Origin of the sequence: Kitasatospora sp. RG8, from assembly GCF_017813315.1 — a bacterium.
In the GTDB taxonomy this organism is placed as follows: Bacteria; Actinomycetota; Actinomycetes; order Streptomycetales; family Streptomycetaceae; genus Kitasatospora.
In genome coordinates this window covers 186,782-204,099 of sequence record NZ_JAGIYX010000007.1, presented here as the reverse complement: position 1 = coordinate 204,099, position 17,318 = coordinate 186,782, and the positions used below count along the sequence as shown (strand labels likewise).

Here is a 17,318-nt window from a genome sequence, read left to right as displayed (position 1 = left end):
ACGCCTCATCGCCCGGCCGAGGGCGGGCCCCGCTCAGCCCTGCCGCCGTGCCGGGAGGATCAGCCCGCGCGCGCCCAGCCGTGCCGCCCCGAAGGCTGCCAGTCCGGCCGTCCCCGCCGCCCCGATGTCCGCCCAGGACAGCGGCACGGTCTGCAGGACGTCCTGGAGCAGCGGCAGGTACAGGGCGGCCACCGCCAGCCCCGCCGACGCCAGGACGGCCGCAGGTAGGAACGGGTTGGCCCGGGTGAACAGCCGCTCGCGCAGCCCGAGGACCACGCCGAGCTGCGCCGCCAGCAGGGCGAGGAACAACACGCTCTGCCAGGGCCGCCCGGCCGCCTCGGCCCACAGGGCGGCTGCCAGGCTCACGGCGGTGACCGTCGCGCCCAGCGCGAGGACGCCCTCCCAGAGGCCGGCGCCGAGCACGTGCTCGTGGGGGGATCGGGGCGGTCGCCGCATCGCCTGGGCGGAGACCGGTTCGGCGCCGACCGCGACGCCGGTCAGGCCGTGGGTGAGCAGGTTGATCCACAGGATCTGGCCGGCGCGCAGCGGCAGCGCGAGACCGAACAGCGGGCCCAGGAGCATGACCAGGATCTCCGCGGCTCCGCCGGACATGGCGTACAGCAGGAAGCGGCGGATGTTGTCGTAGACCCGGCGCCCCTCCTCCACGGCCGAGACCAGCGTGGCGAGTTCGTCGTCGGCGAGCACCAGGTCAGCGGCCTGGCGGGCCACCTCGGTGCCGCGTCGGCCCATCGCCACGCCGATGTCCGCCTGCTGGAGTGCCGGGCCGTCGTTGACGCCGTCGCCGGTCATCGCGGTGACGGCGCCGGCCGCGCGCCAGGCCTCGACGATGTCGAGCTTCTGCTGCGGATCCGTGCGGGCGAAGACGCGCACGGCGGTGAGGTCGGGGACCAGGCTCGCGGCGAGGTCGCGGCCGGTGGCGACCTCGCCGCCGACCGGGCCCGTACCGGGCTGGAGGAGACCGACCCGCTCGGCGATCGCGCGGGCGGTGGCCGGGTGGTCACCGGTGATCAGGATCGGGGTGATTCCGGCGCGCCGACACGCGGCGACAGTGGTCTCGGCCGCAGGTTTGGGCGGGTCGCTGAGCGCCGCGAGCCCGAGCAGCTGCAGCCCCGACTCGACCGCGCCGCCCGGGCGGTCCCGCAGACCCGACGCCACGGCGAGGACCCGGTAACCGTCGGCGGCGAGCCGCGCCGCGTGCTCCGCCACCCGGGCCAGCGCATCGGCGTCGTCGTCCACCAGGGCGGGATCGAGAACGGCCTCGGGAGCGCCCTTCAAGCAGATCTCCAACCGCCCTGCAGGCGTCCGGTGCACCGTCGTCATCCGCTTGCGGAGGCTGTCGAACGGCAGCTCGTCCACCCGCGGGGACAGCTCTGCGAGCACGGCGGGGTCGTGGCCCGCCTTGGTCGCCGCCACCAGGAGGGCCGCCTCGGTCGGGTCTCCCAGCGCCGTCCACTGCCCGTCCTCGCCGGGCTGCGGCGGCCGCAGCGAGGCGTCGTTGCACAGCGCCGCCACCCGCAGCAGTGCCCGAGCCCTGTCTCGCCCCTCCGGAGGCTCCACCAGGACCTCGCCCTGCGGGCGGTAACCGGTGCCGGTCACCGTGGCCTCCCACCCGGGTGCCCACAGCCGCTCGACCACCATCCGGCCCTCGGTGAGTGTGCCGGTCTTGTCGGTCGCGAGCACGGTGACCGAACCGAGCGTCTCGACGGCCGCGAGCCGGCGCACGATGGCGTGGCGGGCGGCCATCCGGCGGGCTCCGATCGCCAGCGCGAGTGTCACCACCGCGGGCAGTGACTCCGGCACGGCCGCCACGGCGAGACTGATCGCGGTGACCGCCATCGCCTCGGGTGCCTGGCCGCGCGCCAGCCCGAGGACGAAGACCACCAGACAGAGGGCGGCCGTGACCAGCGCCAGCACCCGTCCGAGCCCGGCGAGCCGCTGTTGCAACGGGGTGGCCCGGGGACGCGGGTGGAGCGAGGCGGCGATCCGGCCCAGCGCGCTGTCGGTGCCGGTGGCGGTGACGGTCGCCACCGCCCGGCCGCGTGCCACCACCGTGCCGGCACTGAGCCCGGCAGCAGCGGCCACGTCCTTGTCCACGGGTACGGATTCGCCGGTGAGCATCGACTCGTCGACCAGCAGCGCGGAGGCTTCGGTGAGGTCTGCGTCCGCGGGGACGATGTCTCCTTCGGCGAGCAGCAGAATGTCCCCCGGCACCACGACGGCGGCCGCCACCTCGCGCTCCCGGCCGTCCCGCAGTACCCGGGCGGCAGGAGCGGAGAGCGCGGAGAGGGCCGCCACCGCGTTGTCCGCGCGGACCTCCTGGGTGACGCCCACGGTGGTGTTCACCACGACCACGAGGCCGATCACGATCGCATCGGCGTGGTCGCCGGTCGCCACGGTCAGCACCACGGCGGCGAGCAGCACCAGGATCAGGGGGTCGCGCAGCTGTGCGACGACTCTGGACCACAGTGGCGGGCTCGGCGCCGCCCCGACCGTGTTCGGCCCGTGTTCCGTCAGGAGCCGGGCCGCCTGCTCCTCGGTCAGCCCGGCCGGTCGGCTGACCGTCCGTGTCACGTGGTGTCTCGGGCGACCGGCTCAAGGCCACCCTGGTCGAGCCGGAACGGCGGGTAGGAGTCGGTCATCAGGGCCGCGTATGCGGCCACCCGGAGCGCCCAGCGGTTCAGACCGACGAGGAGGTCGAAAATGCCCGGCGGGTAGCGCGTGGTGACGGCCAATGCCACCCCCGCGAACAGTGCCAGCAGAGCGATCAGCCCGCCGCCGCCCCACCCCTCGTGGAAGCTGCCCACGAAGACCCCGACGACCAGGTACTGCGGCAGTGCCAGGAGCCACCACTTCACGAGCACCAGACCGCGGGAGAGTTCCCCGGGGTAGGTGACGTCCAGCGTCGCCGGGTAGTCGGGCTCCGCGCCAAGGCTGAACGGCGGATAGCGGTCGGTCCCGAGCCCGCCGTAGGCGTAGTAGGACACCCGCCACGACCAGCGCAGCACACCCAGATTGAAGCCGAAGATCCCGCGCGGGTAGCGGCCGGTGAACAGTATCGCGAAGAACGCGACCACGGTCAGCAGGACGAAGGCCACCCACAGGAAGCACAGGACGATCCAGTGCGGGATGACCAGGATCCACTTGACCAGCCAGAGCCAGCGCGATAGCGGAAGGTCCAGTCGGGCCTCCACCCGGACGGGCGACGACGTGTTGGTGACAGCCACGGCAATCTCCTCCGGAGCGACACACCGGATGGCGGTCCCTCACCCCGGCCGACGGCAGGGGCGGATCCGGTGCGGCATGTTCTCGGACACCCTCATGGTCTCTCCGGATGGACGGCCCGGCAGGGCGGTCGGCCCCGGACGCCTCGGCCGAGGCCCGAGCGGCGGAGTGCGTCACGTCGTGGTGGGGCGGAGAGTTGAAACGACCATGAGCGGTGCCGTACAAGCCTGCGGCCGGCCGTCGGCCCGCTCGGGAAGCGAGGTACGCGATGGAGAGGGTCGTCCCGGCGTCACGCCGGATCGTGGTCGGGGTCGACGGGTCGCCCTCCTCCCGACAGGCGTTGCGCTGGGCGGTCGGGCAGGCACGGCTGACCGGCGGCGCCGTGGAGGCGGTGCTCTGTTGGCTGCTCCCGGCGATGTACAGGCGCGCCCCGGCGTCGGTGGATCGTGAGCTCCGCCATGCCGCCGAGAGAGTGCTGGCCCAAGCGGTGACCGAGGCGGTCGGCGACGACAGGCCGGTCGAGATCCGGGAGACGGCCGTACTCGGCAATGCCTCCGAGGTCCTGGTGGAGAGGTCGCACGGGGCCGAGCTGCTCGTGGTGGGCAGCCGTGGTCACGGCGGCTTCGCCGGTGCCCTGCTCGGCTCGGTCGGCCAGCACTGCGTGCAGCACGGCTCGTGCCCCGTCGTCGTGGTCCGCGGCGATCATGGCTGACGACCACGCACGGGGGACGTACGGCAGGCGCTGTGGGGCCGGTGGGCCCACGCCGGCGGCTCGGCCGGCGAAGCATGATGGAAGCTGCGGCACGGCCGGCCCCCGCCCGGACCGGTCACGGACATCCCGCGGCGGCCCGCGTCGGCCGCCGGAAGCGCGTACCGGTCCGACCGGCCCAAGGAGCAGTCCACGATGACCGAGCAACCCCTCGCCCCGGAGCAGTTGCGGTTTCTCGCTGCCGCGGCCGGCGCCGCGCCGTCCCTGCACAACAGCCAGCCCTGGAGCTTCCGCCCCACGCCCGATGCGCTCGGCATGCGGGTGTACGCCGACTTGGACCGTGCCGTGCCGATCACCGACCCGGACGGCCGGGCCCTGCACATCTCGGTCGGCGCGGCCCTGTTCAACCTGCGTGTCGCCGGCCTCCGGCTCGGACGCGATCCGGAGGTCCGGCTCCTCCCCGACGAGGCCGAGCCGCGCCTGGTCGCGACAGTCCGCCTCGCCCGCCCCTCACCGGCACCGCTGCCCTTCGGCAGGGAGCTCTTCGAGGCCATCGGGCAGCGCCATTCCAGCCGTCAGCCGTTCGCCAACCGGGACGTCCCCGAGGTGGTACTCGGCGAACTCATCGCGGCGGCCCTCGACGAAGGCGCGGTGCTGTCCCCGCTGGAGGAGGCGGGAGTACGGCGGGTGCTGGCCCTGACCCACGACGCCGAGCGGCGCACCGGAACCGACCTGGCACGGATGGCCGAGACCCGCACGTGGCTCCGGCTGGAGAAGCCGGCGGCGGACGGCATCCCGGCGGCCGCGCTGGGCCCGCAGGACCACGACGCCCACGTGCCCATGCGGAGCTTCACCGGCCGGACACCATCCACCACGGCGTCCCAGCGCTTCGAGGCACTGCCCCAGCTCGCCACGCTCACCACGCACGGCGACCGGCCGGCGGACTGGCTGCGCGCGGGCCAGGCGATGGAGCGGGTGTGGCTGCTGGCGACGGCCCACGGCGTGCGCATCTCGGTCCTGCACCAGGCCGTCGAGTGGCCCGACACCCGCTGGGGCCTGCGCGACCCGGGCGAAGGCCCCGGCCACGTCCAGCTCGTCCTGCGACTCGGCTACGGTCCGCCCGGCGCTGCCACCCCACGCCGCCCGGTCGACGAGATCCTCGACCTCACCGGCCACGCGGACGCGACCGGGCACGGGGAGTCGTGATGCCGACGCACCGTACTGCCGGGGAGGTGATGTCCGGCGCCGACCACCGGATCCCGCAGAATCGAGCCGCCCCGCCTCGTACCGATCATGGTGCGCCGGTGCCGGGCGGTGGACGGCGACGTGTCGGTCACCGGCGGGCGGCCCGCTCGTCGTCCGCCCGGAACGCCGGGCAGTGATCTCGTCAACCGCATACGGCCACAGGGAAGGTTCGCCATGGGATCCGCGCAGGAAACCGCCCCCACCATCGTCGTCGGCGTCGACGGCTCGCCCAGTTCGTCGGCGGCACTGCGCTGGGCACTCGAACTCGCCCGGCTGGACGGCTCCACGGTGGCTGCCGTGATCGCCTGGGACTACCCGCCGTTGAGCGGCTGGGGTCTGTCGATCCCCGGTCCCGAGATCGAGGAGGCAGCCCGTCTCGCCCTGGCGGACGCGGTGAAGCGCGAGGTCGACTCGACAGGCTCCCCGGTGCCGATCCGGCAGCGCACCGAGTACGGCCACCCGGCCGACGTGTTGCTGCAGACGGCTCGCGGGGCCCGGCTCCTGGTCGTCGGCAGCAGGGGCTTCGGAGGCTTCAAGGGCACCGTGCTCGGTTCCGTGAGCCGGCACTGTGTGGAGCACGCCCCCTGCCCCGTGGTCGTCGTTCGCGGCGCCTCCTGAGCCGGCCCGGCTCCCCGAGGCTGGAACCGGCGGAGAGCGGGAGCCATCAGGGGGGTGTACCCCCCGGCAGATCCCGGCGGCGGGGTGCGAGCAGCATGCAGCACCACACCGTCCACGGGCCCGAGCGCGGCGCCGTCCGAACACTGGCGTCGCAGCCGCTTCAGTCGCACGCCGGGGCGCGCTCGACGGTGAGGTCGAGGAAGTGGGCCGAGCACGAGATGCACGGGTCGTGGTTGCGGATCGCCCGTTCGCACAGAGCGGTCAGTTCGGCGTCGGTGGCGTCGCCGTCTCCCAGGCGCTCCTGCACGATGCGGCGAAGGTCCGCCTCGATCGCGCCCTGGTTCTGCGCGGTCGGCGGGACCAGGACGGCGTCGGTGACGGTCCCTTCGCCGTTGATGGCATAACGGTGGTAGAGGAGCCCTCTCGGTGCCTCGGTGGCGCCGTGACCGATGGCGGCTCGCGGTGTCACCTCGGCGTGGGGATGCGGTGGAGGCTCGTACGCGTCGATGATGCGCAGCGCCTCGTCGACCGCGTGGAGCACCTCGACCGCCCGGACGATGATGCTCCGGAAGGGGTTGCGGCAGACCACGCCCTGGCGTGGGTCGCCGAGTCCGGCGTCCTGGGCGGCCTGGAGGGCGAGCGGGGAGAGCCAGCGGCCGCTGATCGCGTAGCGGGCGAGCGAGCCGGTGAGATGACGGCGGCCGTCCAGCAGCGAGTGGAGCGCGGTGGAGTGCGGCACCTGGCTCTCCACGACGTGGTCTCCGAAGTCGTGGACCGCGAAGGTGCGGGTGGGTAGCGCGCGGTCGGAGTCGGCGGGCAGTCCGGCGGCCTGCGGGGCGGGCATAACGGTCGGGGTGCCCGACTCGATGGCGTAGCTGCCGGGTTCGGCCAGGGCGAGCAGGTCGTGGTCGCAGCCGGCGTCGGGGAAGTCGAAGCCCGCCACCCAGCGCACCGTCTGTTGTGCGTCGTCCCGGGCGCGCCGCAACCGCTCGGCCAGTGGCCGTAGTTCGGCCGCGGTCGGAGTGCGATGGAAGCCGCCGAGGCGGACGTTGACCGGGTGGATCGCCCGGCCGCCGAGGAGTTCCATGATCGCGTTGCCGGCCTGCTTGAGCCGCAGGCCGCGTTCGACGTCGATGCGGTGGGTGCGGGCCAGGTCGATGGCGCTGTCGCAGCCGAGGAAGTCGGGTGCGTGGAGGAGGTGGATGTGCAGCGTCTGGCTCTCGATCCACTCCCCGCAGTAGAGCAGCCGGCGCAGCGCGGCCAACTGGCCGTAGACGGTGACGCCGCAGGCGTCCTCCACGGCCCGGCAGGCGCTCATCTGGTAGGCGACCGGGCAGATCCCGCAGACCCGGGAGGTGATGTCGGGCGGCTCGGTGTAGGAGCGTCCGCGCAGGAACGCCTCGAAGAACCGCGGGGGTTCGTAGATCTCCAGCCGGGCGTCGGTGACCTCGCCGTCGTCCAGGCCGAGGTGCAGCGCGGTCTCGCCCTCCACACGGGCGAGCGATCCGACGTGGAGCGTCCTGGAGCCGCGGTGCGTCACCGTCCGAGTTCCTTCCGGGAGGCCGCGTCGAACTCCGGGGACGCGGTGTTGAACGTGCGCAGCACCCGCACCACGTCGAGGGTGTCCATGCCGTCGCGACGCAGCAGGGGAACGAAGGAGGGGAGGTTCGTGGAGTTCGAGGGGCCGAAGCAGCCGTAGCAACCTCGGTGGTACGCGGGGCAGATCGCGCCGCAGCCGGCGTGGGTGACCGGACCGAGGCAGGGAGTGCCGTGGGCCACCGTGACACAGACCGTGCCGCGCTGCTTGCACTCGAAGCAGACGCTGTGCGCGGGGACGTCCGGTTTGCGGCCGGCCAGGTAGGCGGTGACGACCTCGATGAGCTGGCGCCGGTCGATGGGGCAGCCGCGCAGTTCGAAGTCGACGGGGACGTGGGCGCTGATCGGTGTGGAGGTGGCGAGCGTGTCGATGTAGTCCGGCCGCGCGTAGACGACGGCCTGGAACTCGGCCACGTCCGCGTAGTTGCGCAGCGCCTGGACGCCGCCGGCGGTGGCGCAGGCGCCGATGGTCACCAGGCGCCGCGAGACCGCGCGGACGTGCTGGATCCGCTCGGCGTCCTTCGGGGTGGTGACCGAGCCCTCGACGAGCGAGAGGTCGTACGGGCCCGGCGCGCTCGCGCTGGAGGCTTCCAGGAAGTGGGAGATCTCCACCCGGTCGGCGATCGCGAGAAGCTCGTCCTCGCAGTCCAGGAGGGTGAGTTGGCAGCCGTCACAGGAGGCGAACTTCCACACGGCGAGCGTCGGGTGCCGGTTGGCGGTGCTCGGCATGTCACAACTCCCTTACCATGAGCAGGGGTTGGGCGCGGGTCCAGGTGACGACCGGCCCGTCGCGGCAGAGCAGGAGCGGGCCCAGCTGGCAGTGCCCGCAGTGGCCCGTCCCGCAGTGCATGGTGCGTTCCAGCGAGACCCTGATCCGGTCCGGGTCGACACCGCGGTGCACCAGGTCACGGGCGGTGGCCCGGATCATCGGCTCCGGGCCGCAGACGAACGCCGCCGCCTCCTGCGGGTCGAAGGCGCAACGGTCGAGCAGGGTCGTGACGACGCCGACCTCGCCCTGCCACCGCACGTCGGGGCGGTCGACGGTGACCACCGCCCTCCGGGCCGTCTGCCACCCGCGCACTTCCTCCGTGTAGAGCAGGTCACCGGGCGTACGCGCGCCGATCAGGACGTTCAGCCGCCCGTACCGCCCGGGCTCGGTGAGCGCGGCGCGCACCAGCGGGCGCAGCGGCGCGAGACCGATGCCTCCGGCGACCACCAGGATGTCGGGCCCGGTGGCGGCGGGCAGCTCCCAACCGGTGCCGAACGGGCCGCGTACACCGACCGTCGCACCGGGCCGCAGGCCGTGCAGCGCGCCGGAGATCGCGCCGACCGCACGGACGGTGTGGGTCAGCCGGTGTCCGTCCAAGCCGCTGACCGAGAGCGGGATGTCCCCGGCACCGAAGGCGTACACCATGGCGAACTGCCCCGGGGTGAACGGCTGGAGGGGCACGTCGGCGGGCTCAAGGACGATCGTGGCGGTGTCGGACGTCTCGGCCTCGCGTTCGACCACCCGGTACGGGAGCGGGGTCGTCATCGCGCCCGACCGTCACCGGGGAGCCCGTAGAGGTCGAGCAGGCGGGTGCGGGTGGCCTTCAGCCGCCGGGCGATCACCTGGGCGACGCGGTTCGTCACCGCCAGGCCGAACGCCGGGTCCTCCTCGCACGCGGCGCGGACGCGCTCCGCGTCGAACTCGGACGCCAGCACCGTCCCACGGGTCCGCGCGCCGAGGTGCCAACGGTACGGTTCGAACAGCCAGGACCAGCCGAGCAGATCGCCCTCGCCGAGCGTCTCCACCACGGCTTCGCGTCGGCCCGGGACGTGGATGTCGAGCGCGACGAGCCCGGTACGGATGACCCAGAACCGGTCGGCGACGCCGTCCTCCTCGAAGATGCGGGTGCCGCCGGGGAAGGCGATCTCGTAGGAGAAGCCCAGCAGGCGGTCGCGGTGACCGGGCGGCAGAGCACCGAGGAATCCGTGGCGGGCGACGGTCATGGCGATCCCTCGTCCTGGCCGCCGCCGCGTTCACGGTGCAGCGCGTGGGCCTCCTCGGTGATGTCGATGCCGACCGGGCACCACACGATGCAGCGCCCGCAGCCGACGCAGCCCGAGCTGCCGAACTGGTCGTACCAGGTGCCGAGTTTGTGGGTCGCCCACTGCCGGTACCGACTGCGCGGGGTGTCGCGGACGGGGCCTGCCTGAAGGTGCGAGAAGTCCAGGTCGAAGCAGGACTCCCAGCGCCGCCACCGCTCGGCGTGGTCGCCTGTCAGGTCGGTGACGTCCTCGGCGGTGGTGCAGAAGCAGGTCGGGCAGACCATCGTGCAGTTGCCGCACGTCAGGCAACGTGCCGCGACGTCGTCCCAGCGCTCCGCCGTCAGGGTCTCGCGCATCAGGACCTGCAGGTCGACCGGCGGCATGCTGCGGCCCATCCGGTCGGCCGCCCCGGCGACCCGCTCGGAGGCGGCCGACCTGGTCGCGGCGTCGGCGGGGCGGCTCGGCAGCTCCGCCAGGACCGACTCCCCCTCCTCGCTCCCGGCCCGCAACAGAAAGCGGTGGCCGTCGGCGTCGAGCACCTCGGTGAGCGCCAGGTCGTAGCCGGGCCCGACGGCCGGCCCGCTGCCCATGGACACGCAGAAGCACGTCGCCCCCGGCTCGGTGCACTCCACCGCCACCAGGAACGCCCGTTCGCGGCGCCCGCGGTAGGCCGGGTCGGTGTACATCCCGCCGGTCAGCACCCGGTCCTGGATCGCGATGGCCCGCAGATCGCACGGACGGACGCCGAGGAAGGCGTACGAGGGCGGCGGTGTCCGCTCTTCCGTCATCACCAGCTCACCGTCGGCGTGCCGGTCGGCCGTCCACTGCCGCTCGCGCGGCGGGTGCAGGAACGTCTTCCAGGACTGCGGGCCGGCACTGTGGGCGAACACGGCGCCGTCCTCGCGGGCGCGCAGCCGGTACGTCCCGGCCTCCAGCTCGACCCCCCAACCGTACGGGAGCTCGTCACCGCCCGAGAGCTCGGCCAGGACGATCGCCCCGTCGCGGACCGTCGGCCCCACGACCGTGCGTCCGCGCCCGGCGAGGACCACGATCAGCGCGCTCAGTCCGTCCCGGTCGATCACCACCACGCCGTCCGCCACGTCAACCTCCGCGCACCGATCACACCGCCCCGGCCAGGAGCTGTCCCGGCCAGTATGGGCGCGGGCCTGCGGCCGGGCGTCCTGGCGTGGTCCAGGTGGCGGCCTCCGATCCCCGTACGGCCCCCACCTGGCCGCGGTGCGACTCACGGCTGCGGCGTACGGGAAGGGCGAAGTGCATGAACGTCGCAACACGGATCGCCGTCATCGGCGTCGGGAACGAGTACCGCCACGACGACGGCGTGGGCTGGGCCGTCGTGGCGTGGCTGGCAGAACGTGCCGAGCAGCACCCCCTGCCGGGCGGGACCGTGCTGCGGGTGTGCGACGGTGACCCCGCCCGGCTGATCACCCTGTGGGAGGGCGCCGAGCTCGCCATCGTGGTGGATGCCGCCCATGCACACCCCGGACGCCCGGGCCGGGTCCACCGCCTGTCACTTGAGAGTGACCGGCTGATGCCGACGGGCGGCGCGACGAGCTCCCACGGGCTCGGCCTCGGCGAGGCCGTCGAGCTCGCCCGAGAGCTCGACAGGCTCCCTCCGCGACTCGTCGTCTACGCGGTCGAGGGGGCCGACGGCAGCCTCGGTACCGGGCTGTCGGCTGCGGTGGCGGCCACCGTGGCGCCTCTCGCCGAGCGCATCGTGGCGGACATCGCGTCGCACCGGGCATCGGCGTCCGCGACCCGGTCCGGTGTCGCCGGCCCTTGAGATCCAGTCGGAAGGCAGATGCCGGCCGAATGGCCGCGACACGGCCGGCATCCGCCCGGTCAAGCGCCGTGCGAAGGCACAGCCCGGCAGCCCGGCGGCGAAGACCCGCCGATCGGCACGGCGCCGCGCAGCTTCGGTGACAGGGAGAGCTCGATCGCGATGCGGCGGGGCCACCGGTCCCGTGCCGACGGGGTCTACATGCCGCCGGCCATGGTCGGCGACCCGCCGTTGCCGATCCGGCGGCCGGTGATCTCGTCCGGGCGGACACGGACCCACAGGGGGCGGTTGCCGCCGGCCCACGGGGTGGTTCCAGGCAACTTCAGCAGGTGTTGAACGATTTCAGGGTCGTCGACGTGCTCGGCCGTACCGAGGATGAGGACGCTCCAGCCCTGGCTCAGGTGGTCGTCGATCCGGTCGACCTGGAACGACACCGAGGCCCCGTCACCCGGGTCGGCGGCGCCTGATGCGGCTGTGCGGAAGACGATGGTCTCGGCGTCCACGGTGTAGTTGACCGGGAAGACCGCCGGGCCCGGTTGGACGGGCAGGGCGATCCGGCCCACGCCGTGGGTGCCGATCTTGTCCCAGCACTCGGGCTCGGTGAGGTGGAGCAGCAGCGGGCGGGCTCCGGCCTCGGGTCGTCCGGGCGGGGTGTCGGCACGCCCTTCGACCAGCTCCGGGTAGGTGAGCTGCAGGGCGGCGGCGATCCGCAGGAAACCGCCCGGGTCGAAGGCCGGACCGGCCTGCATCAGGTGCTCCAGGTACCGGGGGGCCATGGCCGCGCGGTGGGCCAGCATCCGGTCGGTCAGGCCGAGCTGATCGCGGCGCTCGGTGATCCGGCGCGCGACATCCGCGGGATCGACGCGGCGAGTGGTCTCGATGTCGCGGTTCTGGTTCACGATGGCTCCTTGGTTCACCCGGTGCCCGTCGCGCCCGGGGGCGCGGCCCTGCCGATGCCGCTCCGGAGGTGGCCGCCGATGTCCCGCCTTCCCTCTCAGAGTCCTCCGCGGGGCCGTCGGCCGCCATGCGCCGGGTGGGCCGCCGGAGGGCCCTGGGCCCGGGTCGCCCACGCAAGGCACGGCGTGCCGACACCGTCGCGTCTGGTCTGACAGTGGTACCCGGCGAGTCTCGGATCCCGGAGGAGCCGGTGGGCAGCGAATCGGAGAGTCCGGCCGAGAAGCGCGGCGGCGGCGAGTTCGACGCCAAGGACGAGTCCGTGCTTGCCACCTTGGCCGTGGCGGCCGGGGTGGCGATCGACAACGCCCGCCTGTACACGCAGGCCAGGCTGCGCGATCGCTGGGCTGACGGCCAACGCGGAGATCACCCGCAGCCTGCTGTCCGGTGCCTCGGAACAGCAGGTCCTCAACCTGCTGGTCACCCGGGCGGCCGAGATCGCCGGTGCCGACCTCGCGGTGGTGGCACTGCCACTGCCGGGAACGGAGGAACGGGAGGTGCGAATCGCCGTCGGCCTGCGCGCCCGAGCGGGTCGAGGTCGTCGAACGGGCCGCGCGGACGCTCGGCTTCACCCCCGGCCTGCGGATGACCGGCCTGCTCGACGTCACCGTGCCGCCGGCGATCGCGGACGACGCGCAGGAGATGTACTGCTTCTGGCTGGCGAAGGCGATCTCGGCGACACCGTCCCGCTCGTACGCGGGCATACCGTAGGCCACAGCCTCGGTGAAGCCCGTCAGCTCCTGGCGGCACAGTTGCCGCAGCTCGGCCAGTGCGTCCCGACGCTCATCGGGCACCTCGGCCAGGTAGCCGTCCACATCCTTCGCTGCACCTCGCACCACGCCAGGAGGCTATGTCGCATTCCAAGGACGACGAACCCTCCCTAGGCCTCGGGATCGAGGACATCGGCGGTCGGCAACCGGGGGGTCGGCGTTCCCTCCGGGCCGTAGCCGAGGCGTATCAGCATCTGCACGTGCCCCGGCCGCTGGTGCGGCTCACGGGCGGCCCAGCGCAGCTCCGGCCACTCCACCACCTGGTGCAGGAGCGAGGCCCGCACCTCGTGGACGGTGGCCGCCAGCAGGACGTGCTCCAGGCCGAGCCCGGTGCGCAGCCAGTCCTCGGGGCGGTCGCCGTCCGTGGTGAGCACCGCGATGACCGGCTCGTGCTCGAAGGTGGCAGGCTGCTGGTGCTCGACGGGGCGGAGGGCGGCGAAGTCCCGCATGGGGAGCCGGCCGTCCCGGTCCTGCGGTCCCAGGGCGTGGGCCGGGATTCCGTACGGCGGCACGTCCCCGCTGCGGATCCAGTTGCGGCTCTCGGTCCGCTGGGCGGGGTCGGTGGTGTTGCGGCGCTCGGCCTCGGCGGTGAGTTCGAGCAGCCGGGCCGTCTCGTCCCGGCCCGGCAGGCGGAGGACCGTCTCCTCCGCCCGGGCCGCCATGACCAGCTGGTCCAGGACGTCCGCCGGAACGGGTTGGCCGGTGAACGGGGTGCGGATGGAGTGGCGGCGCCAGATCGCGTCGTACAGGGCCTCGGTGCCGGGGAGCCGGACCGGGGACGTCTCGTCGAGACGGACGGTGGCGAACAGGTCCGGGTCGGCGGGATCGGGCAGCAGCCGCACGTCCGGTGCCCAGCCGATGTGCCGGGCGGCGACCCGCAGGTTGAGCACTGCGGCGCCGACGGAGACGTGCATCGCCCGTCCCTGGGGGTCGGCGGCCGGTACGGCACGCTCCCGTACGGCCCGTACCTCCAGAACCGAGGTCTCGGGCTGGAGCCGGAAGTGCCAGGGCTGGCTGTTGTGGATCGAGGGTGCGGCCACCGCGGCGGAGACCAGATTCTCCAGCGCGGCGGCGTCAAGGGCGAGGGTGGCCATGATGACTCCCGGACGTCAGCCTGCGGCCGGAGGGCCGGCAGAGCGGAGGGCGTCCACCCGGTGGCGGTTCTCGTCGGCGTCGATCTCCCCACGGGCGAAGCGCTCGGCGAGCAGCTGCTCGGGCGAGGGGCGCTCGGGTTGCGGGACGGGGTAGGCACCCGGTGCGTGCTGCGGGGTGTGCACCAGGTGACGGATGAGGAGAACGATCGCCACGACGACCAGCCCCCAGAACAGCAGCATGCCGACGGTCATGAGGCCGAAGCCCCAGCCGTTCATACCGTGGTCGTTCCAGTACATCATCGCGGGCTCCTCAACCGGGCGGGGTGGGGCTGCTACCTCACCCCCACCGTGCTGCCGGAGCCGGCGGCCGCGCATGGGCCGACCGGCCCACCGGCAGGGGCCGGTCGGGCTCAGTGCGACCGCTCGGGCCGGTGCTCGGTGTCGGCGTGGGCCGCGAGCACGGCCGGCTGGAGGCGCCGCTCCACGCCCGCCTCGGCCAGGAGCCGCGGGACCTGGTTCTTGACGGTCTTCTCGGCGATGCCGGAGCTCCTGGGCGATCTGCCGGTTGGCCAGGTCACAGGGACGGCGACTGGTCGTCGTCGCTCGGCACGGGGAGCACCGCGGCCCGCTCGGCAGGCTCGGTTCGACCTGCCAGGCGGTCGTCCGGCACGCCCGCGGCCCGGTGGCCCTCGTCCCGGGCTGATCCCCCGCGCCGCCCCGTGCGGTGGGTGAGGGTCAACCGGCGGCAGGAGGCGTGGTGTCGTCGGTGTCCCAGCCGAGCCGGTCGCTGAGTCCGGTGAGCCCGTCGATGCGGGCGACCTGCAGGCAGATCGCGGCGGCGTCGCTGCGGGTGCGGGTGCGGCCGTGCAGCACGACATGACCGCGTTCGCAGGTGACCCTGGCGGAGGCGGGGGCGATGCCGGAGCCGGGGGTGAGCACGATGGCGAGTGCTTCGGTCCGGACGGCCTCGTCGTCGCGGCGCAGGGCGTCCAGCAGGTCGTGCGGTGAGACCAGGCCGACCAGCCGGCCGCCACCGTCGACCACCGGCAGGTGGTGCAGGGATTCGCGGCGCAGCAGGGCCACCGTCTCGGTGACGCTCTGCTCGTCGGTCACGGTGACCGCCGGCGCGGTCATGAGGTCCTGTGCGTGGAGTTCGCCCCGGACGGCTCGCCCGGCGTGTTCGTCGGCGTAGGCGGCGAGCAGGTCGGAGGCGGCGACGACACCTACGACCGTGCCGTCGGCCGTGACGACGGGCAGTATGCCGCGCCGGGAGGCGGTGATGGCGGCGACCACGGTGGCGAAGTCGGTGCCGGGGGTGACGGCGATACCGGGTCGGCTCATGCAGGCGCGCACCCGGGTGCGGCCGGACACCGGCGAGGTGTCCGGGTGAGCGGTGGTCAGGGCAGGCGTACCGTCGAGGATGCTGTGGTTCATGGTGCTCATGCCTCCTGGGCGGCGGCCGGTCGGCGCAGTCGGCGCAGGTAGGGGTCGAACGAGGGCCGGGGTTCCAGCCTGACCCGGGCATCGACGCAGACGGCTCCGCCGGGGCGGGCGATCAGGGGGTTGAGGTCCGCCTCAACCAGTTGGGGAAGGTCGGCGGCGAGCCGGGAGAGCCTGGCGAGCACATCGCGGACCGCCGCGAGGTCGGCCGGGGACGCCCCCTGGTGGCCCAACAGCAAGGGTGCGCCGTGGAGTTCAGTGGCCATGGCGGTGAGGTCGTGCTCGGTGAGCGGGGCGAGGCGGGCGGCTCGGTCGGCGAGGACGTCGGCAGCGGTGCCGCCCATGCCGAGGACGACGAGCGGACCGAAGACGCGGTCCTGGACCACGCCCGCGAGCAGTTCGACCCCGGGTGCGAAGACCCGGTGCACGGCCCGGTTGCCGGCCAGCGTGTCGGCCTCGAAGACGCGGGCGTCCCGGCCGCGCGCCGCATGGACCAGGTGCTCCAACAGCAGGGTCGCGACTCCCCGGCGGTGCCACTCGTCGGCCACCGCCAGCGCCAGCTCGGCGCAGGCCGGGTCGTCCACGACCTCACAGTCGGCCTCCCCGACCAGCTCCGGTCCTGCCCAGGCGCCGAGCGCGAGCAGCCCGGGCCGGACCGGACCGCACAGCCGCTCCGCGGCCAGCTCCGGCGCCCGCCGGCTGGCGCCGAAGAAGCGCAGCCGCCGGCTCTCCTCCGACATCCGGTTCGCGTGCAGGTCGAGAACGGCCGCCCGGTCCGACGGGGCGATCGGGCGGATCTCGACCGTCGTGCCGTCGGCGATCAGCGCCTCGGCGGTCGGCGGCAGGTCCGGGACAGCTGACATGGCACGGCTCCTCGACCTCGGCCCCGGCGGTCAGGACAACTCCAGCGTCCGCCCGTCCTCCGTCCCCCGGAAGGGCCCACCGGCCCACCATCCGGCCGCACGCAGGCGGACCTCCCGATACCCCGCACCTCCCGCCGACCCTGGCCGTCGAGTCCGTACTCATGCCCACGACAGAGTCGGCCCGGGGCCCGTCGACGGCCCGCACCTGCCACGGGGCCCACCGGACCACCCGCCCAGACCGCCGGGCGCCTGCCGGACCGGTCCGATCGGCCCTACCGACAGGGACGCCCGGCCCCGGTTCGGTCCCCTCGGGACGTGATGTCATGAGAGTCGGGCGCGTCGCGGGCCGGTCGAAGCCCCGGAGCCCGTCGCCCCGGGCCAGTCCGTCGTGGCCCCCGGGACGTAGGGAGCAACAGATGAGAGCCTCAACAGGAGACCGGATCATCGTCGAGAGCACCCGCCCCGGTGCGGTACGGCGGGACGGCGAGATCGTCGGCTTGCACCACGAGGACGGCAGCCCCCCTTACGACGTGCGCTGGTCGGACAACGACAGGATCACCGAGTACTTCCCCGGCCCCGACGCCCGGATCCATCACTACCGACATCAGGACACCTACCGGGAGCCGGCGCCCAATGCACTCCCGGATAACGAGACCTGACGCGATGTCGAATGCAAGACCGGTGATGGCAGGAGACGAGCGGACGTCACCAGGGCCCACGCTCACCCGGGCCCGGGCCCGGGCCGGCTTCGAGGCCGACCTGCCCGAACTCCCGCCCGCCGCACGGCGGATCGAAGTCCCGGCGCCCCCGGCCGCGGTCGTCTCCGAGCGACTGCTCCGGCATACCGCCGATGTGCGGCGCCGCATCGAGGAACGTCTGCGTGCCGCAGCCGGGCGGTCCTGCCGTACCCGGAGGACCGACCTGGCCTCGCCCCACGGTGACAGCGGGTGATGGTGC

General features: G+C 73.6%; 21 protein-coding genes and 1 pseudogene. 9 read left to right on the top strand and 13 right to left on the bottom strand.

Annotated elements, in window-relative coordinates; translation table 11 throughout:
• Positions 1 to 33: 33 nt before the first annotated feature.
• Both J5Y04_RS13855 and J5Y04_RS13850 read right to left on the bottom strand, forming a co-directional pair.
• Entirely contained in the window at positions 34 to 2,592 is a 2,559-nt protein-coding gene (locus J5Y04_RS13855; RefSeq protein ID WP_209412282.1) for a cation-transporting P-type ATPase, read from the bottom strand.
• Positions 2,589 to 3,245, bottom strand: coding sequence for a DUF4389 domain-containing protein (locus J5Y04_RS13850; protein WP_307853099.1), 657 nt, complete (start codon positions 3,243 to 3,245; stop codon positions 2,589 to 2,591). The genes J5Y04_RS13855 and J5Y04_RS13850 overlap by 4 nt, the downstream gene beginning before the upstream one ends.
• A 266-nt stretch (positions 3,246 to 3,511) precedes the next feature.
• On the opposite strand from J5Y04_RS13850, the gene J5Y04_RS13845 reads away from it, so the two are divergent.
• From J5Y04_RS13845 to J5Y04_RS13835, 3 genes are all read left to right on the top strand, one after another.
• Positions 3,512 to 3,955: a universal stress protein gene (locus tag J5Y04_RS13845; RefSeq protein WP_209412281.1), complete on the top strand. Its 444-nt coding sequence runs from the start codon at positions 3,512 to 3,514 to the stop codon at positions 3,953 to 3,955.
• Positions 3,956 to 4,147: 192 nt separating this feature from the next.
• Positions 4,148 to 5,158, top strand: a complete 1,011-nt coding sequence (locus J5Y04_RS13840) for a hypothetical protein (RefSeq protein ID WP_209412280.1) — start codon at positions 4,148 to 4,150, stop codon at positions 5,156 to 5,158.
• Between the two features lie 213 nt (positions 5,159 to 5,371).
• Positions 5,372 to 5,815, top strand: a complete 444-nt coding sequence (locus tag J5Y04_RS13835; protein WP_209412279.1) for a universal stress protein — start codon at positions 5,372 to 5,374, stop codon at positions 5,813 to 5,815.
• Positions 5,816 to 5,975: 160 nt separating this feature from the next.
• On the opposite strand, the gene J5Y04_RS13830 is transcribed toward J5Y04_RS13835, so the two are convergent.
• Genes J5Y04_RS13830 through J5Y04_RS13810 form a run of 5 tightly spaced genes read right to left on the bottom strand, consistent with a single transcriptional unit; the run spans position 5,976 to position 10,542 of the window.
• The gene (locus tag J5Y04_RS13830; protein WP_209412278.1) at positions 5,976 to 7,355 is read right to left on the bottom strand and encodes a Ni/Fe hydrogenase subunit alpha; all 1,380 of its coding nucleotides are present in this window, start codon (positions 7,353 to 7,355) and stop codon (positions 5,976 to 5,978) included.
• A complete protein-coding gene (locus tag J5Y04_RS13825; protein ID WP_209412277.1) occupies positions 7,352 to 8,140 on the bottom strand; it encodes an oxidoreductase in 789 nt (262 codons plus the stop codon). Before J5Y04_RS13825 ends, J5Y04_RS13830 begins: the two co-directional genes overlap by 4 nt.
• Before the next feature lies 1 nt (position 8,141).
• Positions 8,142 to 8,945, bottom strand: coding sequence for an FAD/NAD(P)-binding protein (locus J5Y04_RS13820; RefSeq protein ID WP_209412276.1), 804 nt, complete (start codon positions 8,943 to 8,945; stop codon positions 8,142 to 8,144).
• Entirely contained in the window at positions 8,942 to 9,403 is a 462-nt protein-coding gene (locus J5Y04_RS13815) for a Crp/Fnr family transcriptional regulator (RefSeq protein ID WP_209412275.1), read from the bottom strand. Before J5Y04_RS13815 ends, J5Y04_RS13820 begins: the two co-directional genes overlap by 4 nt.
• Positions 9,400 to 10,542: a 4Fe-4S dicluster domain-containing protein gene (locus tag J5Y04_RS13810; protein WP_307853098.1), complete on the bottom strand. Its 1,143-nt coding sequence runs from the start codon at positions 10,540 to 10,542 to the stop codon at positions 9,400 to 9,402. Before J5Y04_RS13810 ends, J5Y04_RS13815 begins: the two co-directional genes overlap by 4 nt.
• A gap of 176 nt (positions 10,543 to 10,718) precedes the next feature.
• Between J5Y04_RS13810 and J5Y04_RS13805 the strand changes: the two genes are divergently transcribed.
• Complete coding sequence (locus J5Y04_RS13805) at positions 10,719 to 11,243, top strand: hydrogenase maturation protease (RefSeq protein ID WP_209412274.1); 525 nt, start codon at positions 10,719 to 10,721, stop codon at positions 11,241 to 11,243.
• 194 nt (positions 11,244 to 11,437) lie between these two features.
• Here the strand turns inward: J5Y04_RS13805 and J5Y04_RS13800 are convergent, their stop codons facing one another.
• Positions 11,438 to 12,139 (bottom strand): pyridoxamine 5'-phosphate oxidase family protein, encoded by a 702-nt coding sequence (locus J5Y04_RS13800; RefSeq protein WP_209412273.1) that lies wholly within the window; start codon positions 12,137 to 12,139, stop codon positions 11,438 to 11,440.
• Positions 12,140 to 12,414: 275 nt separating this feature from the next.
• On the opposite strand from J5Y04_RS13800, the pseudogene J5Y04_RS41720 reads away from it, so the two are divergent.
• Together J5Y04_RS41720 and J5Y04_RS13795 are read left to right on the top strand one after the other, a co-directional pair.
• Positions 12,415 to 12,733: pseudogene (locus tag J5Y04_RS41720) on the top strand (histidine kinase); the annotation flags it as partial.
• On the top strand, positions 12,639 to 12,905 hold the full coding sequence (locus J5Y04_RS13795) for a hypothetical protein (protein WP_209412272.1): 267 nt from the start codon (positions 12,639 to 12,641) through the stop codon (positions 12,903 to 12,905). The pseudogene J5Y04_RS41720 and the gene J5Y04_RS13795, both read left to right, overlap by 95 nt.
• A gap of 169 nt (positions 12,906 to 13,074) precedes the next feature.
• Here the strand turns inward: J5Y04_RS13795 and J5Y04_RS13790 are convergent, their stop codons facing one another.
• The 3 genes from J5Y04_RS13790 to J5Y04_RS13780 all read right to left on the bottom strand — a co-directional run bounded on the left by J5Y04_RS13790 (position 13,075) and on the right by J5Y04_RS13780 (position 14,636).
• A complete protein-coding gene (locus J5Y04_RS13790; RefSeq protein WP_209412271.1) occupies positions 13,075 to 14,058 on the bottom strand; it encodes a nitroreductase family protein in 984 nt (327 codons plus the stop codon).
• Positions 14,059 to 14,073: 15 nt separating this feature from the next.
• On the bottom strand, positions 14,074 to 14,358 hold the full coding sequence (locus tag J5Y04_RS13785) for an SHOCT domain-containing protein (RefSeq protein WP_209412270.1): 285 nt from the start codon (positions 14,356 to 14,358) through the stop codon (positions 14,074 to 14,076).
• A gap of 110 nt (positions 14,359 to 14,468) precedes the next feature.
• The gene (locus J5Y04_RS13780) at positions 14,469 to 14,636 is read right to left on the bottom strand and encodes a hypothetical protein (RefSeq protein WP_209412269.1); all 168 of its coding nucleotides are present in this window, start codon (positions 14,634 to 14,636) and stop codon (positions 14,469 to 14,471) included.
• Between J5Y04_RS13780 and J5Y04_RS43950 the strand changes: the two genes are divergently transcribed.
• The gene (locus tag J5Y04_RS43950; RefSeq protein WP_209412268.1) at positions 14,624 to 14,761 is read left to right on the top strand and encodes a universal stress protein; all 138 of its coding nucleotides are present in this window, start codon (positions 14,624 to 14,626) and stop codon (positions 14,759 to 14,761) included. The two genes, J5Y04_RS13780 and J5Y04_RS43950, sit on opposite strands and share 13 nt — an antisense overlap.
• 32 nt (positions 14,762 to 14,793) lie before the next feature.
• Here the strand turns inward: J5Y04_RS43950 and J5Y04_RS13770 are convergent, their stop codons facing one another.
• Positions 14,794 to 15,501, bottom strand: coding sequence for an HPP family protein (locus J5Y04_RS13770; RefSeq protein WP_209412267.1), 708 nt, complete (start codon positions 15,499 to 15,501; stop codon positions 14,794 to 14,796).
• Entirely contained in the window at positions 15,498 to 16,361 is an 864-nt protein-coding gene (locus J5Y04_RS43520; RefSeq protein WP_209412266.1) for a GNAT family N-acetyltransferase, read from the bottom strand. Before J5Y04_RS43520 ends, J5Y04_RS13770 begins: the two co-directional genes overlap by 4 nt.
• 416 nt (positions 16,362 to 16,777) lie before the next feature.
• Between J5Y04_RS43520 and J5Y04_RS13760 the strand changes: the two genes are divergently transcribed.
• Both J5Y04_RS13760 and J5Y04_RS13755 read left to right on the top strand, forming a co-directional pair.
• Entirely contained in the window at positions 16,778 to 17,020 is a 243-nt protein-coding gene (locus tag J5Y04_RS13760; RefSeq protein ID WP_209412265.1) for a DUF1918 domain-containing protein, read from the top strand.
• A 4-nt stretch (positions 17,021 to 17,024) separates the two neighbouring features.
• The gene (locus J5Y04_RS13755; RefSeq protein WP_209412264.1) at positions 17,025 to 17,312 is read left to right on the top strand and encodes a hypothetical protein; all 288 of its coding nucleotides are present in this window, start codon (positions 17,025 to 17,027) and stop codon (positions 17,310 to 17,312) included.
• Positions 17,313 to 17,318 lie beyond the last annotated feature (6 nt).